Source organism: Pseudoflavonifractor phocaeensis, assembly GCF_038439875.1.
GTDB lineage: Bacteria > Bacillota > Clostridia > Oscillospirales > Oscillospiraceae > Vermiculatibacterium.
The window spans coordinates 281,792-299,548 of sequence record NZ_JBCDMT010000002.1; the positions used below are offsets into that span (position 1 = coordinate 281,792).

The window sequence follows — 17,757 nt, forward strand, 5'->3', positions numbered from 1 at the left end:
AACCGCTATGCTCAATCTTGATCTCTCCAACGTTGCCCAGTTCCTTCCCGGCGGCTGGCGCACCGGACAGGAGCCCGGTCTCAGGAAGGCCCATGACTATGTGCTGGGCGGCACCGGCGCCGGCGGGGAATACACCGGCTGGGTCCGCCTGCCCGCAGACTATGACAGGGAGGAGTTCGACCGCATCCAGAAGGCGGCGGCCAAGATCCGCTCCGACTCCAAGGCCCTGGTGGTCATCGGCATCGGCGGGTCCTACCTGGGCGCCCGGGCGGTCATCGAGACGCTGACCTCCAACAACTATAACCTCACCCACAAGGACGGCCCCGCCGTCTACTTCGCCGGCAACGGCCTGTCCGCCGACGCCATGAACGAGGTCATCGAGCTGGTGAAGGACGTGGACTTCTCCGTCAACGTCATCTCCAAGTCGGGCACCACCACCGAGCCCGCCGTGGCCTTCCGTATCTTCAAGGCCCTGCTGGAGGAGAAGTACGGCAAGGAGGGGGCCAAGGGCCGCATCTACGCCACCACCGACGCCAAGCGCGGCGCCCTGAAGGGCCTGGCCGACAAGGAGGGGTACGAGACCTTCGTGGTCCCCGACGCCGTGGGGGGCCGCTACTCCGTCCTCACCGCCGTGGGCCTGCTGCCCATCGCCGCCGCCGGCGTGGACATCGACGCGCTGATGTCCGGCGCCCGGGAGGAGATGGAGCTGCTGGCCAAGCCCGGCATGGACAACCCCGCCTGGCAGTACGCCGCCGCCCGCCACGCCCTCTACGACGCGGGCAAGCGCATCGAGATTCTGGCCGGGTACGAGCCCTCCTTCCGCTTCTTCGGTGAGTGGTGGAAGCAGCTCTTCGGCGAGAGCGAGGGCAAGCAGGGCAAGGGCCTCTTCCCTGCCAGCGTGGAGTTCACCGCCGACCTCCACTCCATGGGCCAGTACATCCAGCAGGGGGAGCGGCTGATGATCGAGACCGTGGTCCGCTTCGACACCGCCAGGAGCAAAATCACTATCCCCGACGACCCGGAGAACGTGGACGGGCTCAACTTCCTCTCCGGCCGGTCCCTGGGCTTCGTGGCCGAGCAGGCCATGCGGGGGACCATCCTGGCCCATGTGGACGGCGGCGTGCCCAACATCCTCCTCACCGCCCCCGCACGGGACGAGCGGAGCCTGGGCGGACTCATCTACTTCTTCGAGTTCGCCTGCGGCCTGTCGGGCTATCTGCTGGAGGTCAACCCCTTCGACCAGCCCGGGGTGGAGGCCTACAAGAACAACATGTACGCTCTCCTGGGCAAGCCCGGCTACGAGGCGCAGAAGGCGGCGCTGGAGAAGCGGCTGGACAGCTGAGAACGGCCCTCTCAAATTTTTAGAGACCTGCACAAAACGGTTGCAATCTCCCCGGAAAAATGGTACCATAATGCCATAGACCGGAGAACCTTTTCCGGTGGACAAAGTAAGGAGTGATTATTATGGTGAGAGTGATCATGGGGGTCAAGGGCACCGGCAAGACCAAGCAGATGATCGAGCTCATTAATTCCGCCGTGAAGAGTGAGAACGGCAACGTGGTCTGCATCGAGCGGGGCCCCAAGCTGACCTATGATATCCACTACAAGATCCGTCTGGTGGAAGCCAGCCAGTATGACATGACCAACTTCGACGTGCTCCGGGGCTTCATCAGCGGCCTCCACGCCGGGAACTACGATATCACCCACGTGTTCATCGACAGCCTGACCAAGATCGTCCCCACCGAGGCGGAGGACGCCTCCGTGGAGCATTTCCTGGACTGGCTCAACGACTTCGGCGAGAAGAACAACATCAAGTTCACCGTCACCATCAGCGCGGACGCGGAGCTGGCCTCCGAGGGCGTGCGGAAGTATTTCTGATAAGAATAGAAGAAAAGCCCGGCAGCGAACGCTGCCGGGCTTTTCTATGCCGTTTTTATAGCGGGAGCCTTACTCAATGGCGCCGAAATCCCGGAAGGGAAGCATGACGCACAGGGCGCGTCCCAGCACGTAACGCTCGTCCACGGTGCCCAGCCGCTCGTCCCGGCTGTCCGAGGAGTGGTTGCGGTTGTCCCCCATAACGTAGATGGAGCCCTCGGGAACCGTCACGTCCAGCACGTTCATGAAGTGGTTGTTGGGGTCCACCATGATCTCGTTGATATAGGGCTCATCCAGGGTCTTGCCGTTTACGGCCACGGTGCCGGTGGAATAGTCCACCTGGACGTGCTGTCCGCCCACGGCGATGACCCGCTTGACGATGGGGGCGTCGCTCTCGATAAAGCCCTCCTTCCGCAGAACCACCACGTCCCCCTGCCGGGGGGTGTAGCCGATGGACTGGAGAAGCAGGAGATCCCGGTCGTGGAGGGTGGGCACCATAGAGTGGCCGTCCACGGAAATGACCCGCCCCACCAGGGTAAAGGTCAGGATGAGAAAGACCAGGGCCATTACAAGGGCCTGGGTCCAGAAATAGAGGTCCAGCTTGAAGGAACCCTTCTCCTCCGGCTCGTCAGAGGCGGGTGCGGGCGGCTTTTTGAACACGGTATCAGCTCCAAAATTCAAGTGGATTTATTATAGACCAAAATCGGGGGAAATGCAACGTGTGTTAGGCACCTTCTGAAAGGCGGTAAGTTCGGGGGGCCATTCTTTTCAAAAAGAATGGCCCCCCGAACCTTCTCAACGGTGCAGCTTCGCACCCATACAGCCAGTCCCGCTAAGGCTTGCTCTGCCTGTTAAGCGGGACTGAAAATAAACTGCCCGGAGGGGGATTTTGATTCTCCCTCCGGGATCATTTCTTTGAAACGACCAGGGAAAATAGCCCACTTAACCGGTTGCCGTCTGCCGGCCGGAGCTCTCTGGCGCATCAAAGGGGGCATCCTCTGAATGCCGCTGTTCCTTTCCCAAGAGGCGGGGGGCCAATGCTGCCGAAACCACGAGGGCAAGGCCGCCGGTGATAGACTTGGCGATGAGCATGGGGCCAACCATATTTGGCGCCATCTGAAAGGTGAAGGCGAAATGGTCCCCAATGATACAATTTGCGCCCACCATAAAGGCGATATTCATCATGACGCCCTTGAGGCTCATATGGTTTAAATGTTCAAAGGTGGGAAAGAGATTCACGGCGGTGACCAGAAAGCTGAGCGTATCCTGCTCCCCAATTTTCAGCGCTGAGGCGCAGCGATGGATGACCCCGCGCAGCAGGCGTGTCACCACAGCCAGCAGAGGAAATACGCCGCAGAGGATCAGCGCGATATTCCCAATGATGGGAATCACCTCGGAAAAGGGCTGCATCCCCTCTACCAGGGTAAGGCCCAGGGTCTCATGGGCCGCTGTTAGGAGCAGGCCCGTGAGGCTGACTCCCACCAGCAGCTTTCCGAAAAACTGGAAGGGTTTTATGATCCACCGCTGAAACAGGAGCAGCGAAACAAAGAGAACAAACGTCAGGCCTATCACCGGGACTAGGTTGTGCCACAGCATATTTACGGAAAAGCCGGCCGCCAGACCGCCAACCATGCTTCCAAAAGGAACGCAGAACAGGCCAATTACAAGGCCGTAGATTGCCGCGGGACGGACGCGCTTATCTGTATTGAGCATAGTCATGGGAATGATGCACATGACGGTGCCCCCCAGCATAGAGGCTACCACATATCCATTGAAGGCACCCGCCTGCTGATCCAAGGCCAGCTCCATGGCCAGGACGGCCCCGCCGGAGTCGTTGGCCAGAAGCATACCCGCCATAACGGATGGGTCGGCTCCGATGGACACAAAGAAGGGCGTGGCCAAAGGGGACAGGACTCGTCCGATTACCGGGGCCAACGTCATAAATCCCACCATGCATATGATGAGCTTTCCTGTACAGTTGATTCCCCGCTCAAATTCGATGCCCAGGCCAAACCGGTTGTCCAACAGGTAATCGATCGCTCCAACGCAGGCAAAGGCAAAAAATAAACTGTTTATGATAGTATTGAGCTGCATGAACTCCATCCTCCCGCGTGGACTCAAGTTCCACTGGGCTTCGGCCAAAAGCTGCTGCTTACAGACCAACAATCATAGCGATTTCCACCAGGTATTTCCGGTCCAGAGGCGGCGCGATCACCGTAAATCGGGCTGGGGCAATATTGTGCTTGCCGCCAAAGAATTTGGCGTAGGCGGCGTTCATCCCCCCAAAGTCGGCCTCTTTTTGAAGGAAGCACTGACACATAAGCACCTTGTCCAGGGAACTCCCCGCGGCCTCAATCAACTTCTTGGCGTTCTGGATGGCCAATTCGGTCTGACCTTCGATGTCTGTGGGAACGTGACCGGACGTATCCTCCCCCACCTGACCGGACACGTACAACGTATCGCCATATCGCATGGCCGGGGAATAGCAGAGGGAGGGCTCCCTGCCAGGAAGCGTAACGAGTTCTTTTTCCATAAGATTTCCTCATTTCTAAACCGGTTGGCGGCAGAGGTCCGTAAGGGCCGTCTGCCGCCGTACGGTCGTAATACAATGAATGGAACTTATTTCCCCTTACAGGCCGGGTTGTAGGCTTTGGCAAGCCGCTGGCCGGTGGGGGTGATGCAGCAGCCGCTGCAGCACATGCCCAGCTCTTGGGTGATGTCATTTCCCACCCGGACCATGATCCGGCTCATCTCATCCAGGGGGATCACCACCTCAAAGCCTGCGCAGACGGCCTCGGCCGATGCGGCAGCCACGGATACCCCGGCAATATTTCGGGCCAGGCAGGGAACCTGAACCAGGCCGGCGACCGGGTCGCAGATGAGGCCCAGGAAGCATTGCAGGCTCATGGCGGCGGCGTCACAGGCCTGCTGCGCTGACCCGCCCATGAGTTGGACCAGGCCGCCCGCCGCCATAGCCGTGCCGCAGGCGATCTCAGCCTGACAGCCGTGGGTCCCGCCGGCAAACTCGTTGCCGTCCACCATCATCAGAACGCCGATCAACCCGGCGCACATCAGAGCTTCATACAGCGCCTCGGAAGAGGCCTCCATCCGCTCAGCGGCGGAGAGGAGCAGGCCGGGGACGATTCCAGAGGAGCCGCCGGTGGGGACGCAGACTATTTTGCCAGAGGCATTGCTGTGCTCCATAATGCCAAGGGCGCTTGGGATGGCGTCGTCCAGAAGCCCCAGCGAGGGCATGTTCCCAGAGCCTATCACGCCCCGGAACTTGGAGGCCTTAGGGCTCACCAGTCCCTCAAAGGACAGGTCGGAGCGGAATCCGCCGGCGCGGGAGTCCTTCATGATCCCAATAAGCATATCGCCATAGCGGCGGACCTCCTCCTCGCTCCAGCCGCTGACCGCCATCTCATAGTCGATGGCAGCCTTAGCGGGAGAGCAGTGGTGGGCGGCACAATAAGCGACCAGCCCATCCGGGGATTCAAAAGGCGGTTTGCGGGTGATGTCGTTGATGATGGGGTGGATCGGAGAGACCACCCGCACCCGGGCAACGTCATCGCGGGCCGACAGGGCATTCAAAAGCTCTTTGCCGTAAGGCTCTGCGGATTTCGCGTTAACAATGGAATAGTGCGCGCCGGTGACACAGCGAATGTCGTTCAGCTTCTTTATCTGGGGGGTCAACGCCTGGGCGAGGGCCTGGGCCGCCTCCTCAGAAGGTGACTTGAGAAAAACCAGAAGTTCATGGTTCGTTCCCTGAATATCCATGGTGCAGTCGTCGATGTAGTGGATCAGGAATGCCCCGCCGCCGATGGACTCACCAATCACCACGAGCTGGGAGCCATCATGGGCGGTCATGCGGATGCGCACCGTCTCCATGCCCCCAACGGTCAAGTCATCCACTTCGGCAAAGGAGACCTCCATTCCCGCCGCTTTGGCATTGGCGTAAGCATCGGTAAAGCCCGGAACATTCTGCTCCTTACCCAGCAGGCCGTTGATGAAGGCAATATCGCTGCGCATCCCATACAGCGTGTTGGGGAAGGCTCCCTTGGTGTAGTATTCAACCACGGCCTTGGCCGGGATTTCACCCAGGATCTGCTGGCAAACCAGGCCGATCCGGACCGGGCCGCAGGTGTTGGAACTGGAGGGGCCCGGCGTGATCGGGGCCAGGGCGTGGTTGAAGATCGTATGGACCTCTTTCATTTTTTTGACCTCCTTGGGACCTCAGGACATATAGCCGAGGATGCGGGGCAGGAACTCAGAAAAGCCGGGGAAGTAGGTAGTGACGATAAGAGTCGGCAGCCAGGCGCACAGAATCAGAATGATCGTGGGCTTAAGCATATTCTTCACCTCGGCGCCGGTGATGCGGCCGGACAGGTAGAGCAGCGGCGCAGTGGGCGGGGTAATGTTGCCCATGCCGATGTTGACCCCCAGGATGGCGGCAAAGTGGAATACGCTGATTCCAAGGGTTCCCATAATGGGCAGCAGGATGGGGGTAAGCAGGGTGGTGTTGGAACAGTCGTCCATAAGCATACCCATAATAACCATAAAGACGTTGATCATCATCAGAATGACAATCTTGTTGCTGGAGATGGAGGTCAAAACGCCCAGAATCAGATCGGGCAGATTCTCCGTGATATACAGCCGGCTCAAGATCTGAACCGAGAGCATCATGCACATGATGACGCCAGCGGTCTTGCCCGCGTCGATCATGGCGGTGCGGTAAGTCGCCCAATTAATCTTCTTATAGTAGAAGATACCAATGGGGATGGCGTAGACGACCGAAAGGGCGGCTGCCTCGGTGGCGGTCAGGAACCCTCCATAAATGCTGCCCAGGATGATGACAGGCATCAGCAGGGCGGGGATGGCGCTCTCGCCGTGTTTCTTTTTGCCCTTGCTCTCTGCCTTGGCCGCCTTTTCGGCAGCGGCCTGAGCCTTGAGGGCCTCCTGCTGCTTGGCGTGCTCGATAATAGAATCCGTAACGCTGCCCTTGTTGCCGCCGCGCTTGTAGAGGGCCACCTGGGTGATGCTCAGCAGGATGACCAGCAGAATACCTGGGAGAACGGTGGCCACAAAGCAGCCCAGAACAGAGACATTGGCCGCCCAAGCGAAAAGGATCATGATCATGCTGGGAGGAATCAGGATGCCCAGCACGCCGGAGGAGGCCACCAAGGCGCCAATCAGGCCATCGGGGTATCCGTTCTCCCGCAGCCGGGGCGCCATGATGGAGCCAATGCAGGACACGGTAGCGGAGGAGGAACCGGAGACTGCGCCAAATACGGCGCAGGCAACCACCGTGACCACACCCAGGCTGCTCTTGGATTTGCCGAGCTTAGATTTGGAGACCGAGTCGACCAGCTTTTCTCCCAGACCGCCGTTGTTCATCAGCGAGCCCGCCAGTACGAACAGCGGGATCGTGAGCAGCAAGACCGAGTTGATCTTGTTGTAGCCGTTGATGAGCAGCATCTGAGGGTTGACGCCGGTACCAGCGGCAATCACCACTGAGGACAACAGGAAGGCCAGCGGAACGGGAACACCGATGACCATGACGACAATCAGGACTAACAGTGCAGGAATGACCAGCATGGCTTAGTTGCCCCCTTCCGTTTTAGCTGCGGCGCCGGCGCTCCGAATGGTCTTGACATTTCTCACAATGTCCCGAATGAGATAGAGCGTCCACATTACAAAGCTGAACAGAATGGGAATGGTGCTGATGATGACAGGCAGCTTGTACACCGAGGACTTGGCGCCCATGGAGGCCTGCCAGGCAACATAGTTGAAGCACCAGACGGTGAATACGGCGCAGATGGCCAGGCCAATGATGGTCTTGATCAGATTCACTGTGGCGCGAACCTTGGGTTTGCTGGTAAACAAGGATACCATATCCGCGCTGATATGTGTATCGTCACGAGACGCGCAGGCGGCACCCACAAAGTACAGCCAGAAGGCCACAAACATGGTCAGCTCCTCGGAGCCGAACCAGTCCACTCGCAGAAAACGGAAAATGGCGTTGGCCAGAATCATCACACCCACGGCGGTGCCGGTGATAATAAGGATCCAGCCCTCCACTTTCTCTATAAATCCATCAATTTTTCGCAAAATGCCCAAGATGATACCCTCTCTTTCTCAGATGGTGCTGTGCCGAGGACTTTCGGCACAGCACCAAGAGATAACATATCGGTTGGAAGCGGGAAAGGAGCGAGGCTTAGGACACAGCCTCCAGAAGCTGGTCGATCCAGCCGTCAGGATAGTTCTTCCCCAGCTCGGGCCACACGTTGGCGCGGCAGCTCTCGGCAAAGGCCGCCAATTCCTCGTCGGTGAAGGTGTGGACATTGATACCCCCGGCGGCCAGCTTGTCCATGGCATCGTTACAGGCGCTCTCGGCCTCCTCTGCGGCCTTGACGCAGATGTCGTCGATGATCTCGGTAATGATAGCCTGATCCTCGGCAGAAATCTTGTCCCAGGTCTTCTGGCTGATGAGGATCATGGTAGCCTCCTGGTTGTAGCGGTACTCGTAATAGTCGGTGATAATATCCCGGAAGCTGAGGTAGTTGATCTGGGCGGTGCCGCCGGCCAGGCCGGCCACAACGCCGGTCTGCATGGCGGAGTAAGTGTCGGAGTAAGGCATGGAGGAAATGCGGAAGCCCAGATCCATCATCTCAAGCTGGTATACATCCAACATAGGAGAGCGAATGATACAGCCCTTTTCCGCTCCGGGCACGTTGGCATTTTCCAGGGTCTGCATGACGCCAATGCCGTTGAAGCCCTCGCAGAACACGCCGCCCAGGTGGATGCCCACGCTGTTGAGCGCATCGTCCAGTTCCTCGCGGAGGAAGGAACCGTCCGCATACAAGCTCAGCAGTGTCTCATAGTCGAAAGCCAGATAGGGGATCATCGTGGCGGAGGTGCGGGAGTCATAGGCCTCGGAGGCCGTGATGTGGGCAATATCCAAGGAACCTACCATCAGCTCGTCAAACTGGTTAAGATAGTCTCCCAGGGCACTGTCGGAATAGAGCTGCACCGTGATGCGGCCATCGGTAGCTTCGGCGATGCGGTCGCACATCTCTTGGTCCAGCCGCGTGGCCACAGAGTCGGCGGCCTGCTGATTGCCCATCCGCAGGGTGAGGGTCTCGCCGCTGGTCTTAGGGGCATCCGTGTTGGCGTCCCCTGCGGGGGTGGGCGTTGTGGAAGTGGAGCCGCTTCCACAGGCGGCCAGAGCGGCAGTCATGGAAAGAGCCAGAAGCAAAGAGGTCAGTTTTTTCATATTCTTTTTCATGTTTATTCTCCTTTTTCTTTCTGCTTTCAAGCCAGGGTCGACAGAATGGTATCGCTTCCTTTGTCATCACATCCCCCCTTATATCGGACATGGCTGGGGCGTTTAAGGGCCTCACCGTATCAGAAGGTTTCTGTGAATCGGCATGCTCCTCCTTTATATTGGATTTTGCTGGCCCTATTTGGCGCCGCCGGAAAAGGGCATTCCCATGTGCGCGTCGACTTGGAGTTTAACAAGGTTTAAGGTGCTCTCTATCATGTTTTTAAAATGGCTGCACGCAGAATCGGCATTCCCGGCAACAATTTCGTTCACATAGCAGATATGTTCATGGTTCAATATGTCGTTCATATTAGGATAGATGCGGCCCAACAGGTAATGGACCCGCTGCTCAAAAAAGCGCAGCGGCGCCAGGGCGTGAACCGCATAGGGATTTTTGCAGGATTCATCAATGAGGGCATGTATCCCGCGGTCAATGCGGTAAAGAGCTCGTCCGTCACCACTGCTGGCCGCGGAGGAAAAATCGGCATTCATCCGCGCCAGCCGCTCCTGAAGGTCCTTGGAAATCATCCGGCAGGCCCGTTGGATGACAACGATTTCCAACGTGGTTCGAACCTCCGTTTGGAGGAAATAGTCATCAATACGGACCTCGCGAATTTGAATTCCCAAACGAGGGATGGTCTCAATGATGGAATCAAATTCCAGAAGCCTTAGCGCGTCACGCAGGGGAGTGCGCCCGATCTGAAGCATCTGGGTCAGCTGCAGCTCTGTATATACACTCTTTTCCGAGAGCGCGTCCAAAGCGATCATTTCGAGCAGCATATCGTAGGTCCTCTGGGCTTGGGTCTGGTAGGGCTGGTTTTTATAGTAAGAGATGATCTCAAGGCTTCTGTCTTCCATATCGCTTCCTTCTCCTTTGAGCATCTAAATATATTATAAATATATCTTAGGTGTATTTATATTTTATTCGTATTTTTTCGTGAAGTCAATAAACAAACCCCCCAAATAAACTGTTGATAATTGTCGAAAATAGACAAAAAACGGCGTGCTGACACAAAAGCTTTGCGTTCAAAAGAAGAGGAGCGAACAGCCCTGAGGGCTATTCGCTCCTATGTGCAACGCAGAATTTATTTCGTGCGCGAGGAAGGCGCCGGGAATCATCAAGTAGTTGTACGGTTGAAAACATATTACAAAGGGACGGGACAAGTGCCGCTCTGATACGGCGTGTCTTCCGCTCCCTTCGACATGGCCGCGGGTGCGGGTGGCTTTTTGAACAGGGATATCATCTGTATAAATTTGAGAAGACTGCACCCTAAGGAGCGGCATCGGCTTTCTGAGATGGGAGAGTAGAGAGCAGGACCTTTCCCAGAATGCAATCCTCGCTTACAGGCCCCAACCGCTCATCCCGGCTGTCCGAGGAGTGGTTGCGGTTGTCGCCCATGACGTAGATGAAGCCTTCCGGCACCGTCACATCCAGTGCGGTCATGAATGGAGAACCGATGTCTGCCATAGGTTCCAGGAGGTAAGGTTCATCTAGGATGCGGCCGTCTATGGTGACGGTGTTGGCGGCGATATCTACCGTCACATGCTGGCCGCCGGTGGCAATGACCCGCTTGACCATAGGCTCATCCATAAAGGCGGGATCTCGCAGGACCACGATGTCGCCCTGGGCGGGCGTGCGGAAAATGGGCCAGGTGAGGAAAACGGAGTTTGCGGGAATGGTGGGGTCCATGGAGTGGCCTACCATTTGATAGAGCTGCAGGGTGTGGAAGGCCAGAAAAAGCAGGGACAAAAGAAGCCCCCCGGCAATCCAAAGGGGAATCCATCGGCGGCGAGACACAAAAAGCACTCCCTTTTCAGATTTGTTGGTGCGGCAGGCACTATGGCGCGGGGAGAATAGCCGCCCCCGTCCCCGCCAGCATGGCCTTTTCCCGCCCATGGCAGGTAAACAGCACTACCTGCCGCCGTGCCGCCACGTCCAAAAGGCACTCCAGCGCCAGCTTGGCCCGGGCGTCGTCGAAGGCGTCCAGAGCGTCGTCCAAAAGGATGGGGCAGGCGTTCTCCTGGGGCAGCACCAGGTCGCACATGGCCAGCCGCACCGCCAGGTAGAGCTGCTGGGCGGTGCCGCCGGAGAGGACCAGGTCGGGCCTGGGGGCGGTCTGGCCCGCCTCCCGGGCCAGGGCTTGGAACTGCCGGGTGAGGGCGGCGGTGTCGTATTTCCCGCCGGTGAGGGCGGCCAGATAGGCCCCGGCGCGCTGGTTGACGGCGGGGGAGAACCGCTCCCGCAGCAGGCTGTCCGCCGCCGTCAGGCTTTCCAGGGCGGCGCTGATGGCGTCATACTCCCCACGGCGCAGCTCCAGCTCCTCCAGAAGGGCGCTTCTGCGGGCCTCCAGCTCCGCCGGGTCGCCCAGGGAGCGCAGCTCCCCCGCCAGGCGGGCGGCGTCATCGCTGGCCCGGGCCAGCTCTCCGCTCACGGCGGAGAGGCGGGCGGCCAGTTCGCCGGGGTCCCCCTGGGGGAGGACGGCCGGGGCGGCGGGGCCGGCCTCCTCCGGCTCTGGCAGAGCGGAGAGGACCTGCCGGGCGGCCTCCAGCCTGGCCTGGGCCAGCCGGAGGGCCTCCCCCTGCTGGAGGGCGCGGGAGAGGGCGGCGGACACCCCGAAGAGGTCGGTGACCTCGGGGGCGAAGGGGTGGACCAGGCAGAGGAGCCGGCCCGTCAGCTCCAGCTTTTGGGCGGAGAGCTTGTCCCGTTCCGCCTCCGCGGCCTGGGCGTTCCGCCGGGCCTCCAGGGCGGCGGCGGCCTTTTCCCCGTAGGCGGCGGCCCGCTGTATGATCTCCTTCGGGCTCTGGGCGTCATAGCGGGCCAGAATGGCCCCGGCCCGCTTCGCTTTGGCTTTCTGGAGCAGGAATAGGGGCAGAGCCACCAGGGCCCAGCCGATGAGCGCCCCTAAAATCAGGATGGGCAGGGAGAAAGAGACCCCGTTCATGCCCCGGGCCAGCACGGTTCCCAGAACGGCCCCTGCCGGTGCACCCAGCAGGGTCAGCGGGCCGGCCCCTTTTTTCAAGAGCCGCGCCGCCTCGTCGTGGTCGGCCTGGGCTTTGGCGGCGGCCTGGGCGGCGTCCATGCCGCCGAAGCAAGGGTCGGCCTGGGCCGCCCCCTCGGCCTCTTCCGCCGCCTGGCGGGTGGGGAGGATGGCCTTTTCCGCCAGCCGAAGGTTGGCGGACAGGGTGTTGGCGTAGCTCAGCTCCCCCTGGGCCTGGCGCAGCTCTTCGGCGGGGGGGAGGGTACCCGCGGCGGCCTGGGCGGCCTCCAGCTGGGTCCGGGCCGTCTCCACGTCGGCCTGGGCCTGGGCCCGGCGCTGGCTCTGCTGGGCCTGCCGGGCGGCGGAGTGGGCCTGGAGCTGGGCCTCCAGCCCGGCCTTTTGGGCCTCAAGAGCCTCCTTCTCCTGCCGGGCGGCCTGGGCCCGGCGGAGCAGGCCCTCCTGCTGGGCCTGCCGGGCCTCCAGCCCGTCCAGCTCCTCCTCCAGCTTGGGGATGAGGCCGTTGCGGCTGTTGGAGCGGCGGCGGTTGAGCCAGTCCCTCAAGCGGCGCTCCACCTGGGAGAAGGAGACGTCCTCCTCCCCGGAGGTGGCGAGAGCCGCCACCCGCTTTTCCAGATCGGGGCTGGCGTCCAGGGCGGCGTTCCCCTGGCCCAGGAAGGCGGTGCGCTCAAAGACCTCCCGGGAGACCCCCAGCAGGACCTCCCCGCAGTTCTCCGCTGTCAGGAAGCCCACGGGCTCCTGGGTGGCGGTCCACACGGCGGAGAAGGCCCCCCAGGGGGCGGCCCCCTTGGGGCCCCGCCGGAGGGTCAGGTCCCGGCCCTGATAGGTCAGCTCAATGGTGCCCTCCATGGCCGCGCCCGACCAGGGCTGGTAGCGGTTTTTCTCGGCGATATAGCCCACCTTGTCCCGGTCCCGGGGGGGAAAGCCGTAGAACATGGCCCGCAGGAAGGCGGCCCAGGTGGATTTGCCCCCCTCGTTGGGGGCCTCCACCAGGGTGAAGCCCTCTCCCGGCGTCAATACGGCCTTTTCCAGCTTGCCGAAGGTGGCGGTCAGTTTTTTCAGCTTCACGGCGTATCCTCCCCGTTTTCCAGCGCCGCCAGGCCGAAGCGGACGGCTTTTTCCAGGGTGGCCCGCTCCCCGTCGTCCCCGGCGGAGTCGATGCGGCGGCGCATGTCCCGGAGGAAGAGACCGGTGAGGCTGTCCTCTCCCTCCCGGCCCCAGAGGTCCTGGGGCACCCGAGTGTGGTCCCGCACCGTCACGGCCCAGCGAAGGCCTTGGGCGGCGGCGGTGAGGGCGGGCAGGTCCACGCCGTGGGCCTCCCCGGTGAGGAGGAGGCGGCAGATGTCCTCCCGGCTGCCGGGGGCGAGGACGCCGGCCACCGCCTGGGCGGGGTCCTTCCCCGTCAGGTCACATTGGAGGATCTCATACCGGCGGCGGGCCAGGGGGAGGAAATCCGCCGTGACCCCACCGCCGTCGATGGTGACCCACAGCGCCCCCTTGTCCCCCAGCTCGTCGAAGCCCCGGCCCTCGGAACAGCCGGGGTAGGCCCAGGAGACAGACCCCTCCTTTTGCAGGCCGGAGCAGGCGTGGATGTGGCCCAGGGCCAGATAAGTAAGGCCGCTGGCGGCGATGTCCTCCCGGCGGATGGGGCAGTAGCGGCCCGTGCCCTCCACGTCGCCGTGGAGGACCATGACGGCGGGCTTGTCCCCCTGGGGGGCGTGGAAGCCCGCCAGGGGGGAGTCGTCCCGGAAGGGGGCGGTGAAGGCGGCGCCGTAGACGGTGCAGGCGGGCAGGTCCACCGACTGGAGGCGGCTCTCTTTAAAAATGAGGACGTTTTTGGGCCAGAAGGCGGCGGCGTAGAGGGAGGAGGGAGTGTAGAAATCGTGGTTGCCGGGGGCGATAAGCACCGGCGCGGGGACGCGGCCCAGGGCGGAGGCCAGGGCCTGGGCGGTCTCCCGGTAGGTCTGGCCCGAGTCCAGCAGGTCGCCGGAGAGCAGTACTAAATCGGCCCCCCGCTCAATGGCGGTGTCGGCCAGAGCGTCCAATAAAAGCCGCTGTTCCGCCCGCCTCTGGCGGGCCTGCTCCGCCGTCAGGGCGGCGAAGGGGGCGTCCAGGTGGAGGTCGGCGGCGTGGAGGATATGAAGCATGGGGCACCTTCTTTCTGGTCAATGGGTGAAATACCCGTTTGGTTGATAACTGATTGCTCGTCGGGACGTGCGTAAATCTGGGGGAGGTTTCTTTTTCCGAGGAAAAGAAACCTCCCCCAGACCCCCAAAGAAAAATCTTGGGTGCTAACCTGCTCGCAGATTCCCTTCCTAGTAGAAGGTTTACTGCCCGTTGACAGGGGGAAAAGCACGGGAGCGTCTGTGCGACCCGTGGTTCCCCTAGCGCCGCTCGGCCACTGACAGTTTCTTGATACAGTGTGGCCTTTGGCCTTCACCTCGGGGGAAGGTGGCAGCCGGTCAGGCTGACGGATGAGGGGAACTGGGGAAAACACGAAAGGCTCTGCGAAACGTTAAGTTCCCCTCATCAGTCTGCTTCGCAGACAGCTTCCCCCAGGGGAAGCCTAAGACCTGCGAACCCCGGCCCCGTTACGGAGTAAGGTGACGGGGGTTCCTCGGGTTCTCGGGGCCCCCCTTGGCTGGCCGTTGAGCGGGGGGCTTGGGGGAGCACGTCGAAACGCCCCCCGGAAGGTGCCGCCTCCGGGGCGGAAAACCTTTTATGAAAGGCACCCCCCTCACCCGTGGATATCCACCCGCTCCGCCCCGACGCAGACCTTACGCTCGCTGTCGATGGTGAAGAGGACGCTCTCCAGCTTGCAGGCGCCGCCCGCGGCCTCGTACCGGACGGGAAGGCCGCCCAGGAAGCGGTTGACGGCCTGATCCGGGCGGATGCCCAGCACGGAGCGGGCGGGGCCGGTCATACCCAGGTCGGTGACGAAGCCCGTCCCCTGTGGAAGGATCTGGGTGTCGGCGGTGGGCACGTGGGTGTGGGTGCCCCACACCGCCTGGACCCGGCCGTCCAGATAGTAGCCCATGGCCCCCTTCTCGCTGGTGGCCTCGGCGTGGAAGTCCACCACCACAAGGTCAGTGTCCATGGCCTTCAGGGCGGCGTCGGCCACGGTGAAGGGGTTGTCGAAGTTGGAGTCCATCTCACATCGGCCGATGAGGTTTAGCACCCCGATCCGCAGGCCCCTGGGGCCGTCAAAAACGCCGAAGCCCCGGCCAGGGACCCGGTTGGTGTAGTTGGCGGGGCGGAGGATATACCGGTTTTCCTCCAGAAAGTCGGCGATCTGGAGCCGGTTCCAGGTGTGGTTGCCCAGGGTGATGACGTCGGCCCCCGCGTCGAAGATGTCCTGGGCCTGCCGGGGGGTGATGCCCACGCCGGAGGCGTTTTCCCCGTTGACCACGGTGAAATCCACGGCCTTCAGCTTTTTCAGGGTGCGCAGGTGCCGGGCCAGGCAGTCAAGGCCGGGATCGCCCACCACGTCGCCCACGGCCAGAAGATGTAACAGCATTCTTTTTCCTCCATTCTATCAGGTACATTATAAGAGATTTTGCCCGAAAGCGCAATCGTTACCACTCGTCACCGAATCGTAAACTCCCCGCAAGGACTGGAACGGAAAATTCTGTTACACTGTGGGCAGAGGAGTGGATGAATGATGAAAAAAAGAGTGCTTGCGCTGATCTGCGCCCTGGCCCTGCTGGCCGGGTGCAAGGCCGCCCCGGCGGAGGAGACTGCCCCGCCCGCCAATCGCGGGGGCACGCCCCTGACCCAGGAGGAGATCGATCGGGTCAACGAGGCTTTCTCCCCCCTGGAGGAGCGGGAGGACGGAACCTACGCCACGGCGGTGAGCGGCTTCTTTACCAGCTATTACGACCGCCCGGAGGATTTGAACTTCCAGGAATTCCTGCGCTACTTTCCCGGTGACGGCACCCTGGGGGAGGCCGACGCCCAGGAGTTCGCCGCCCTGGCGGCCCTGCCGGGGTTCCCGTGGCGGGAGGACCTGGGGACGGAGGAGGTCCGGGTCACCGACCTGCCCGTTCCCACCCACCGCATCCTACGCTCCTCGGTGGACGACACCCTGCGGCGCTACGCCGGAATCACCACGGCGGAGCTGACGAACACCGACGGGGTATTCTATCTGGAGGACTACGGCGCCTATTACACCTTCACCAGCGACTTCGGCCCCGGCGCCTTTCCCTGCGTAGGCGGGGTTTGGGACGAAAACGGGGCCCGGCTGTGGACCCGGCCCAGGGAGGACGGGAGCCGGTCTGTGCTCACCCTCCGGGCGGAGGAGGGACGGTATCTCATCCAGTCCTTCACCATGGAGGAGGGGGAGACCCTGGCCCAGCTTTTGACGGGGCTGAAGGCGGAGGACATCGGCCACATCTCCTGGACCGGGGCGGAGGAGAACGCCCCCACGGAAGAGGAGCTGGCGGGCCTCGTGCGCTCCGCCCTGGAGCATCCCTTGGACCACGACGGGCTGACGATGAACGGCTCGGACAGCGACGTGGTGTGGACTCTGGACTTTTACCTGGGAGAGAAGGGCCAGAGCGCCTGGTCCGGGGACGACGCCGTCCACCTCTTCACCAGCCTGGAGGAAAACATCGTGGAGATTTTCGGCGGGGGCCACCTGCCCAGCGGCCGGGTGTGGGTGGAGGACGAGGCCCTCTACCGGCGCGTCCGCACCCAGCACGACGTCCCGGCCGGGGAGATCGACGAGGCCGCCTACGCCGCCTATCGGGAGGGGGTGGAGGCCTATCTGGATCAGATGTTCCCCAACCTGGACGAGATGTTCCCGGACGAGGGGGGTGTCACCGTCTCCTGGACCCTCACCGGCTTCCGGGAGGTCCAGGCCCGTCCCGAGCTGGACGCCAGGGTCTACGAGGTGGGGGCGGTCTTCACCGCGGACCCGCCGGAGCGGGCGCCCCACATTATCGCCGGCGGGGCCTACGTGGACAGCGAGCTGCGCATCCACGGGGCCCTCTGGGCCAACCTGCTGGTGACGGCGGGGGACCGGGCCCTGGGCTTCAAAAGCTGGGAGTGGCTGGACATCGACGGCGGCCTAAACCAGTACGACACCGTGAAGGCCCTGGCGGTGGACGTCCACCGGAGCGGGGAGATGATTGGGAATTGGACCCGGGAGGAGGTCAGCATCGTGCCGGGGAGCACCCTGATCCGCTACACCGCCCCGGACGACACCGGGACGCCCCAGGTCAGGCTGGAGGTGCCCACCATGACGGAGGAACACGACCTGGACGGCGGGGGCGACCCGGAAATCGTGGTCTACCTCCAGGGGAAGGCGAGAGGCATCGGCATCTACGACCTCAAGGGCGGGGAACTGGTGTACCTGGACGTGAATGAAACCTTGGGTTGTCAGGCCTCCGAGTATATGGGGAACATAGGCAATCTTCAGGATGAGTACCACGACTGCATTTGGGCCGGCTTCGCCGCTCCCGACGGCACCCTGCGGTTTGAGGTCTACCGCTATACCCCGGAGCGGACGCTGGAATACGTCTGTCCCCTGGACGACGCTTTGTACAAAGGCACGTGAAATTGTAA

Annotated in this window: 15 protein-coding genes; 3 read left to right on the top strand and 12 right to left on the bottom strand. The window is 61.8% G+C overall.

Going from position 1 to position 17,757, the window contains the following annotated elements:
* Positions 1 to 7 precede the first annotated feature (7 nt).
* Together AAEU42_RS03405 and AAEU42_RS03410 are read left to right on the top strand one after the other, a co-directional pair.
* Positions 8 to 1,342, top strand: coding sequence for a glucose-6-phosphate isomerase (locus AAEU42_RS03405; protein ID WP_342232125.1), 1,335 nt, complete (start codon positions 8 to 10; stop codon positions 1,340 to 1,342).
* Between the two features lie 122 nt (positions 1,343 to 1,464).
* Complete coding sequence (locus tag AAEU42_RS03410) at positions 1,465 to 1,878, top strand: hypothetical protein (RefSeq protein ID WP_342232126.1); 414 nt, start codon at positions 1,465 to 1,467, stop codon at positions 1,876 to 1,878.
* 69 nt (positions 1,879 to 1,947) lie between these two features.
* Here the strand turns inward: AAEU42_RS03410 and lepB (AAEU42_RS03415) are convergent, their stop codons facing one another.
* From lepB (AAEU42_RS03415) to AAEU42_RS03470, 12 genes are all read right to left on the bottom strand, one after another.
* Entirely contained in the window at positions 1,948 to 2,535 is a 588-nt protein-coding gene (gene lepB, locus AAEU42_RS03415; protein ID WP_342232127.1) for a signal peptidase I, read from the bottom strand.
* 282 nt (positions 2,536 to 2,817) lie between these two features.
* On the bottom strand, positions 2,818 to 3,969 hold the full coding sequence (gene eutH / locus AAEU42_RS03420; protein WP_342232128.1) for an ethanolamine utilization protein EutH: 1,152 nt from the start codon (positions 3,967 to 3,969) through the stop codon (positions 2,818 to 2,820).
* 58 nt (positions 3,970 to 4,027) lie between these two features.
* On the bottom strand, positions 4,028 to 4,408 hold the full coding sequence (locus AAEU42_RS03425; RefSeq protein ID WP_342232129.1) for a RidA family protein: 381 nt from the start codon (positions 4,406 to 4,408) through the stop codon (positions 4,028 to 4,030).
* A gap of 86 nt (positions 4,409 to 4,494) precedes the next feature.
* The gene (locus tag AAEU42_RS03430; protein ID WP_342232130.1) at positions 4,495 to 6,087 is read right to left on the bottom strand and encodes an L-serine ammonia-lyase, iron-sulfur-dependent, subunit alpha; all 1,593 of its coding nucleotides are present in this window, start codon (positions 6,085 to 6,087) and stop codon (positions 4,495 to 4,497) included.
* A gap of 21 nt (positions 6,088 to 6,108) precedes the next feature.
* On the bottom strand, positions 6,109 to 7,470 hold the full coding sequence (locus AAEU42_RS03435; RefSeq protein WP_342232131.1) for a TRAP transporter large permease: 1,362 nt from the start codon (positions 7,468 to 7,470) through the stop codon (positions 6,109 to 6,111).
* A gap of 3 nt (positions 7,471 to 7,473) precedes the next feature.
* A complete protein-coding gene (locus AAEU42_RS03440) occupies positions 7,474 to 7,953 on the bottom strand; it encodes a TRAP transporter small permease (RefSeq protein ID WP_342232132.1) in 480 nt (159 codons plus the stop codon).
* A gap of 136 nt (positions 7,954 to 8,089) precedes the next feature.
* Complete coding sequence (gene dctP / locus AAEU42_RS03445) at positions 8,090 to 9,148, bottom strand: TRAP transporter substrate-binding protein DctP (protein ID WP_342232133.1); 1,059 nt, start codon at positions 9,146 to 9,148, stop codon at positions 8,090 to 8,092.
* A 186-nt stretch (positions 9,149 to 9,334) separates the two neighbouring features.
* The gene (locus tag AAEU42_RS03450; RefSeq protein ID WP_342232134.1) at positions 9,335 to 10,054 is read right to left on the bottom strand and encodes a GntR family transcriptional regulator; all 720 of its coding nucleotides are present in this window, start codon (positions 10,052 to 10,054) and stop codon (positions 9,335 to 9,337) included.
* 412 nt (positions 10,055 to 10,466) lie between these two features.
* The gene (lepB, locus tag AAEU42_RS03455) at positions 10,467 to 10,946 is read right to left on the bottom strand and encodes a signal peptidase I (RefSeq protein WP_342232135.1); all 480 of its coding nucleotides are present in this window, start codon (positions 10,944 to 10,946) and stop codon (positions 10,467 to 10,469) included.
* Between the two features lie 88 nt (positions 10,947 to 11,034).
* Complete coding sequence (locus tag AAEU42_RS03460; RefSeq protein WP_342232136.1) at positions 11,035 to 13,260, bottom strand: ATP-binding protein; 2,226 nt, start codon at positions 13,258 to 13,260, stop codon at positions 11,035 to 11,037.
* Positions 13,257 to 14,339 carry a metallophosphoesterase family protein gene (locus tag AAEU42_RS03465; RefSeq protein WP_342232137.1) on the bottom strand — a complete coding sequence of 361 codons (1,083 nt, stop codon included), beginning with the start codon at positions 14,337 to 14,339 and terminating at the stop codon, positions 13,257 to 13,259. The genes AAEU42_RS03460 and AAEU42_RS03465 overlap by 4 nt, the downstream gene beginning before the upstream one ends.
* A 590-nt stretch (positions 14,340 to 14,929) precedes the next feature.
* Complete coding sequence (locus tag AAEU42_RS03470) at positions 14,930 to 15,709, bottom strand: TIGR00282 family metallophosphoesterase (protein WP_342232138.1); 780 nt, start codon at positions 15,707 to 15,709, stop codon at positions 14,930 to 14,932.
* A gap of 141 nt (positions 15,710 to 15,850) precedes the next feature.
* On the opposite strand from AAEU42_RS03470, the gene AAEU42_RS03475 reads away from it, so the two are divergent.
* Positions 15,851 to 17,749 carry a hypothetical protein gene (locus AAEU42_RS03475; protein WP_342232139.1) on the top strand — a complete coding sequence of 633 codons (1,899 nt, stop codon included), beginning with the start codon at positions 15,851 to 15,853 and terminating at the stop codon, positions 17,747 to 17,749.
* Positions 17,750 to 17,757 lie beyond the last annotated feature (8 nt).

Bases quoted from the DNA above. Each gene is read 5' to 3' on its own strand.
- dctP (WP_342232133.1), bottom strand. From the start codon at position 9,148: ATGAAAAAACTGACCTCTTTGCTTCTGGCTCTTTCCATGACTGCCGCT.
- AAEU42_RS03465 (WP_342232137.1), bottom strand. From the start codon at position 14,339: ATGCTTCATATCCTCCACGCCGCCGACCTCCACCTGGACGCCCCCTTC.
- AAEU42_RS03450 (WP_342232134.1), bottom strand. From the start codon at position 10,054: ATGGAAGACAGAAGCCTTGAGATCATCTCTTACTATAAAAACCAGCCC.
- AAEU42_RS03475 (WP_342232139.1), top strand. From the start codon at position 15,851: ATGATGAAAAAAAGAGTGCTTGCGCTGATCTGCGCCCTGGCCCTGCTG.
- AAEU42_RS03470 (WP_342232138.1), bottom strand. From the start codon at position 15,709: ATGCTGTTACATCTTCTGGCCGTGGGCGACGTGGTGGGCGATCCCGGC.
- AAEU42_RS03410 (WP_342232126.1), top strand. From the start codon at position 1,465: ATGGTGAGAGTGATCATGGGGGTCAAGGGCACCGGCAAGACCAAGCAG.
- AAEU42_RS03425 (WP_342232129.1), bottom strand. From the start codon at position 4,408: ATGGAAAAAGAACTCGTTACGCTTCCTGGCAGGGAGCCCTCCCTCTGC.
- eutH (WP_342232128.1), bottom strand. From the start codon at position 3,969: ATGCAGCTCAATACTATCATAAACAGTTTATTTTTTGCCTTTGCCTGC.
- AAEU42_RS03430 (WP_342232130.1), bottom strand. From the start codon at position 6,087: ATGAAAGAGGTCCATACGATCTTCAACCACGCCCTGGCCCCGATCACG.
- AAEU42_RS03435 (WP_342232131.1), bottom strand. From the start codon at position 7,470: ATGCTGGTCATTCCTGCACTGTTAGTCCTGATTGTCGTCATGGTCATC.
- AAEU42_RS03405 (WP_342232125.1), top strand. From the start codon at position 8: ATGCTCAATCTTGATCTCTCCAACGTTGCCCAGTTCCTTCCCGGCGGC.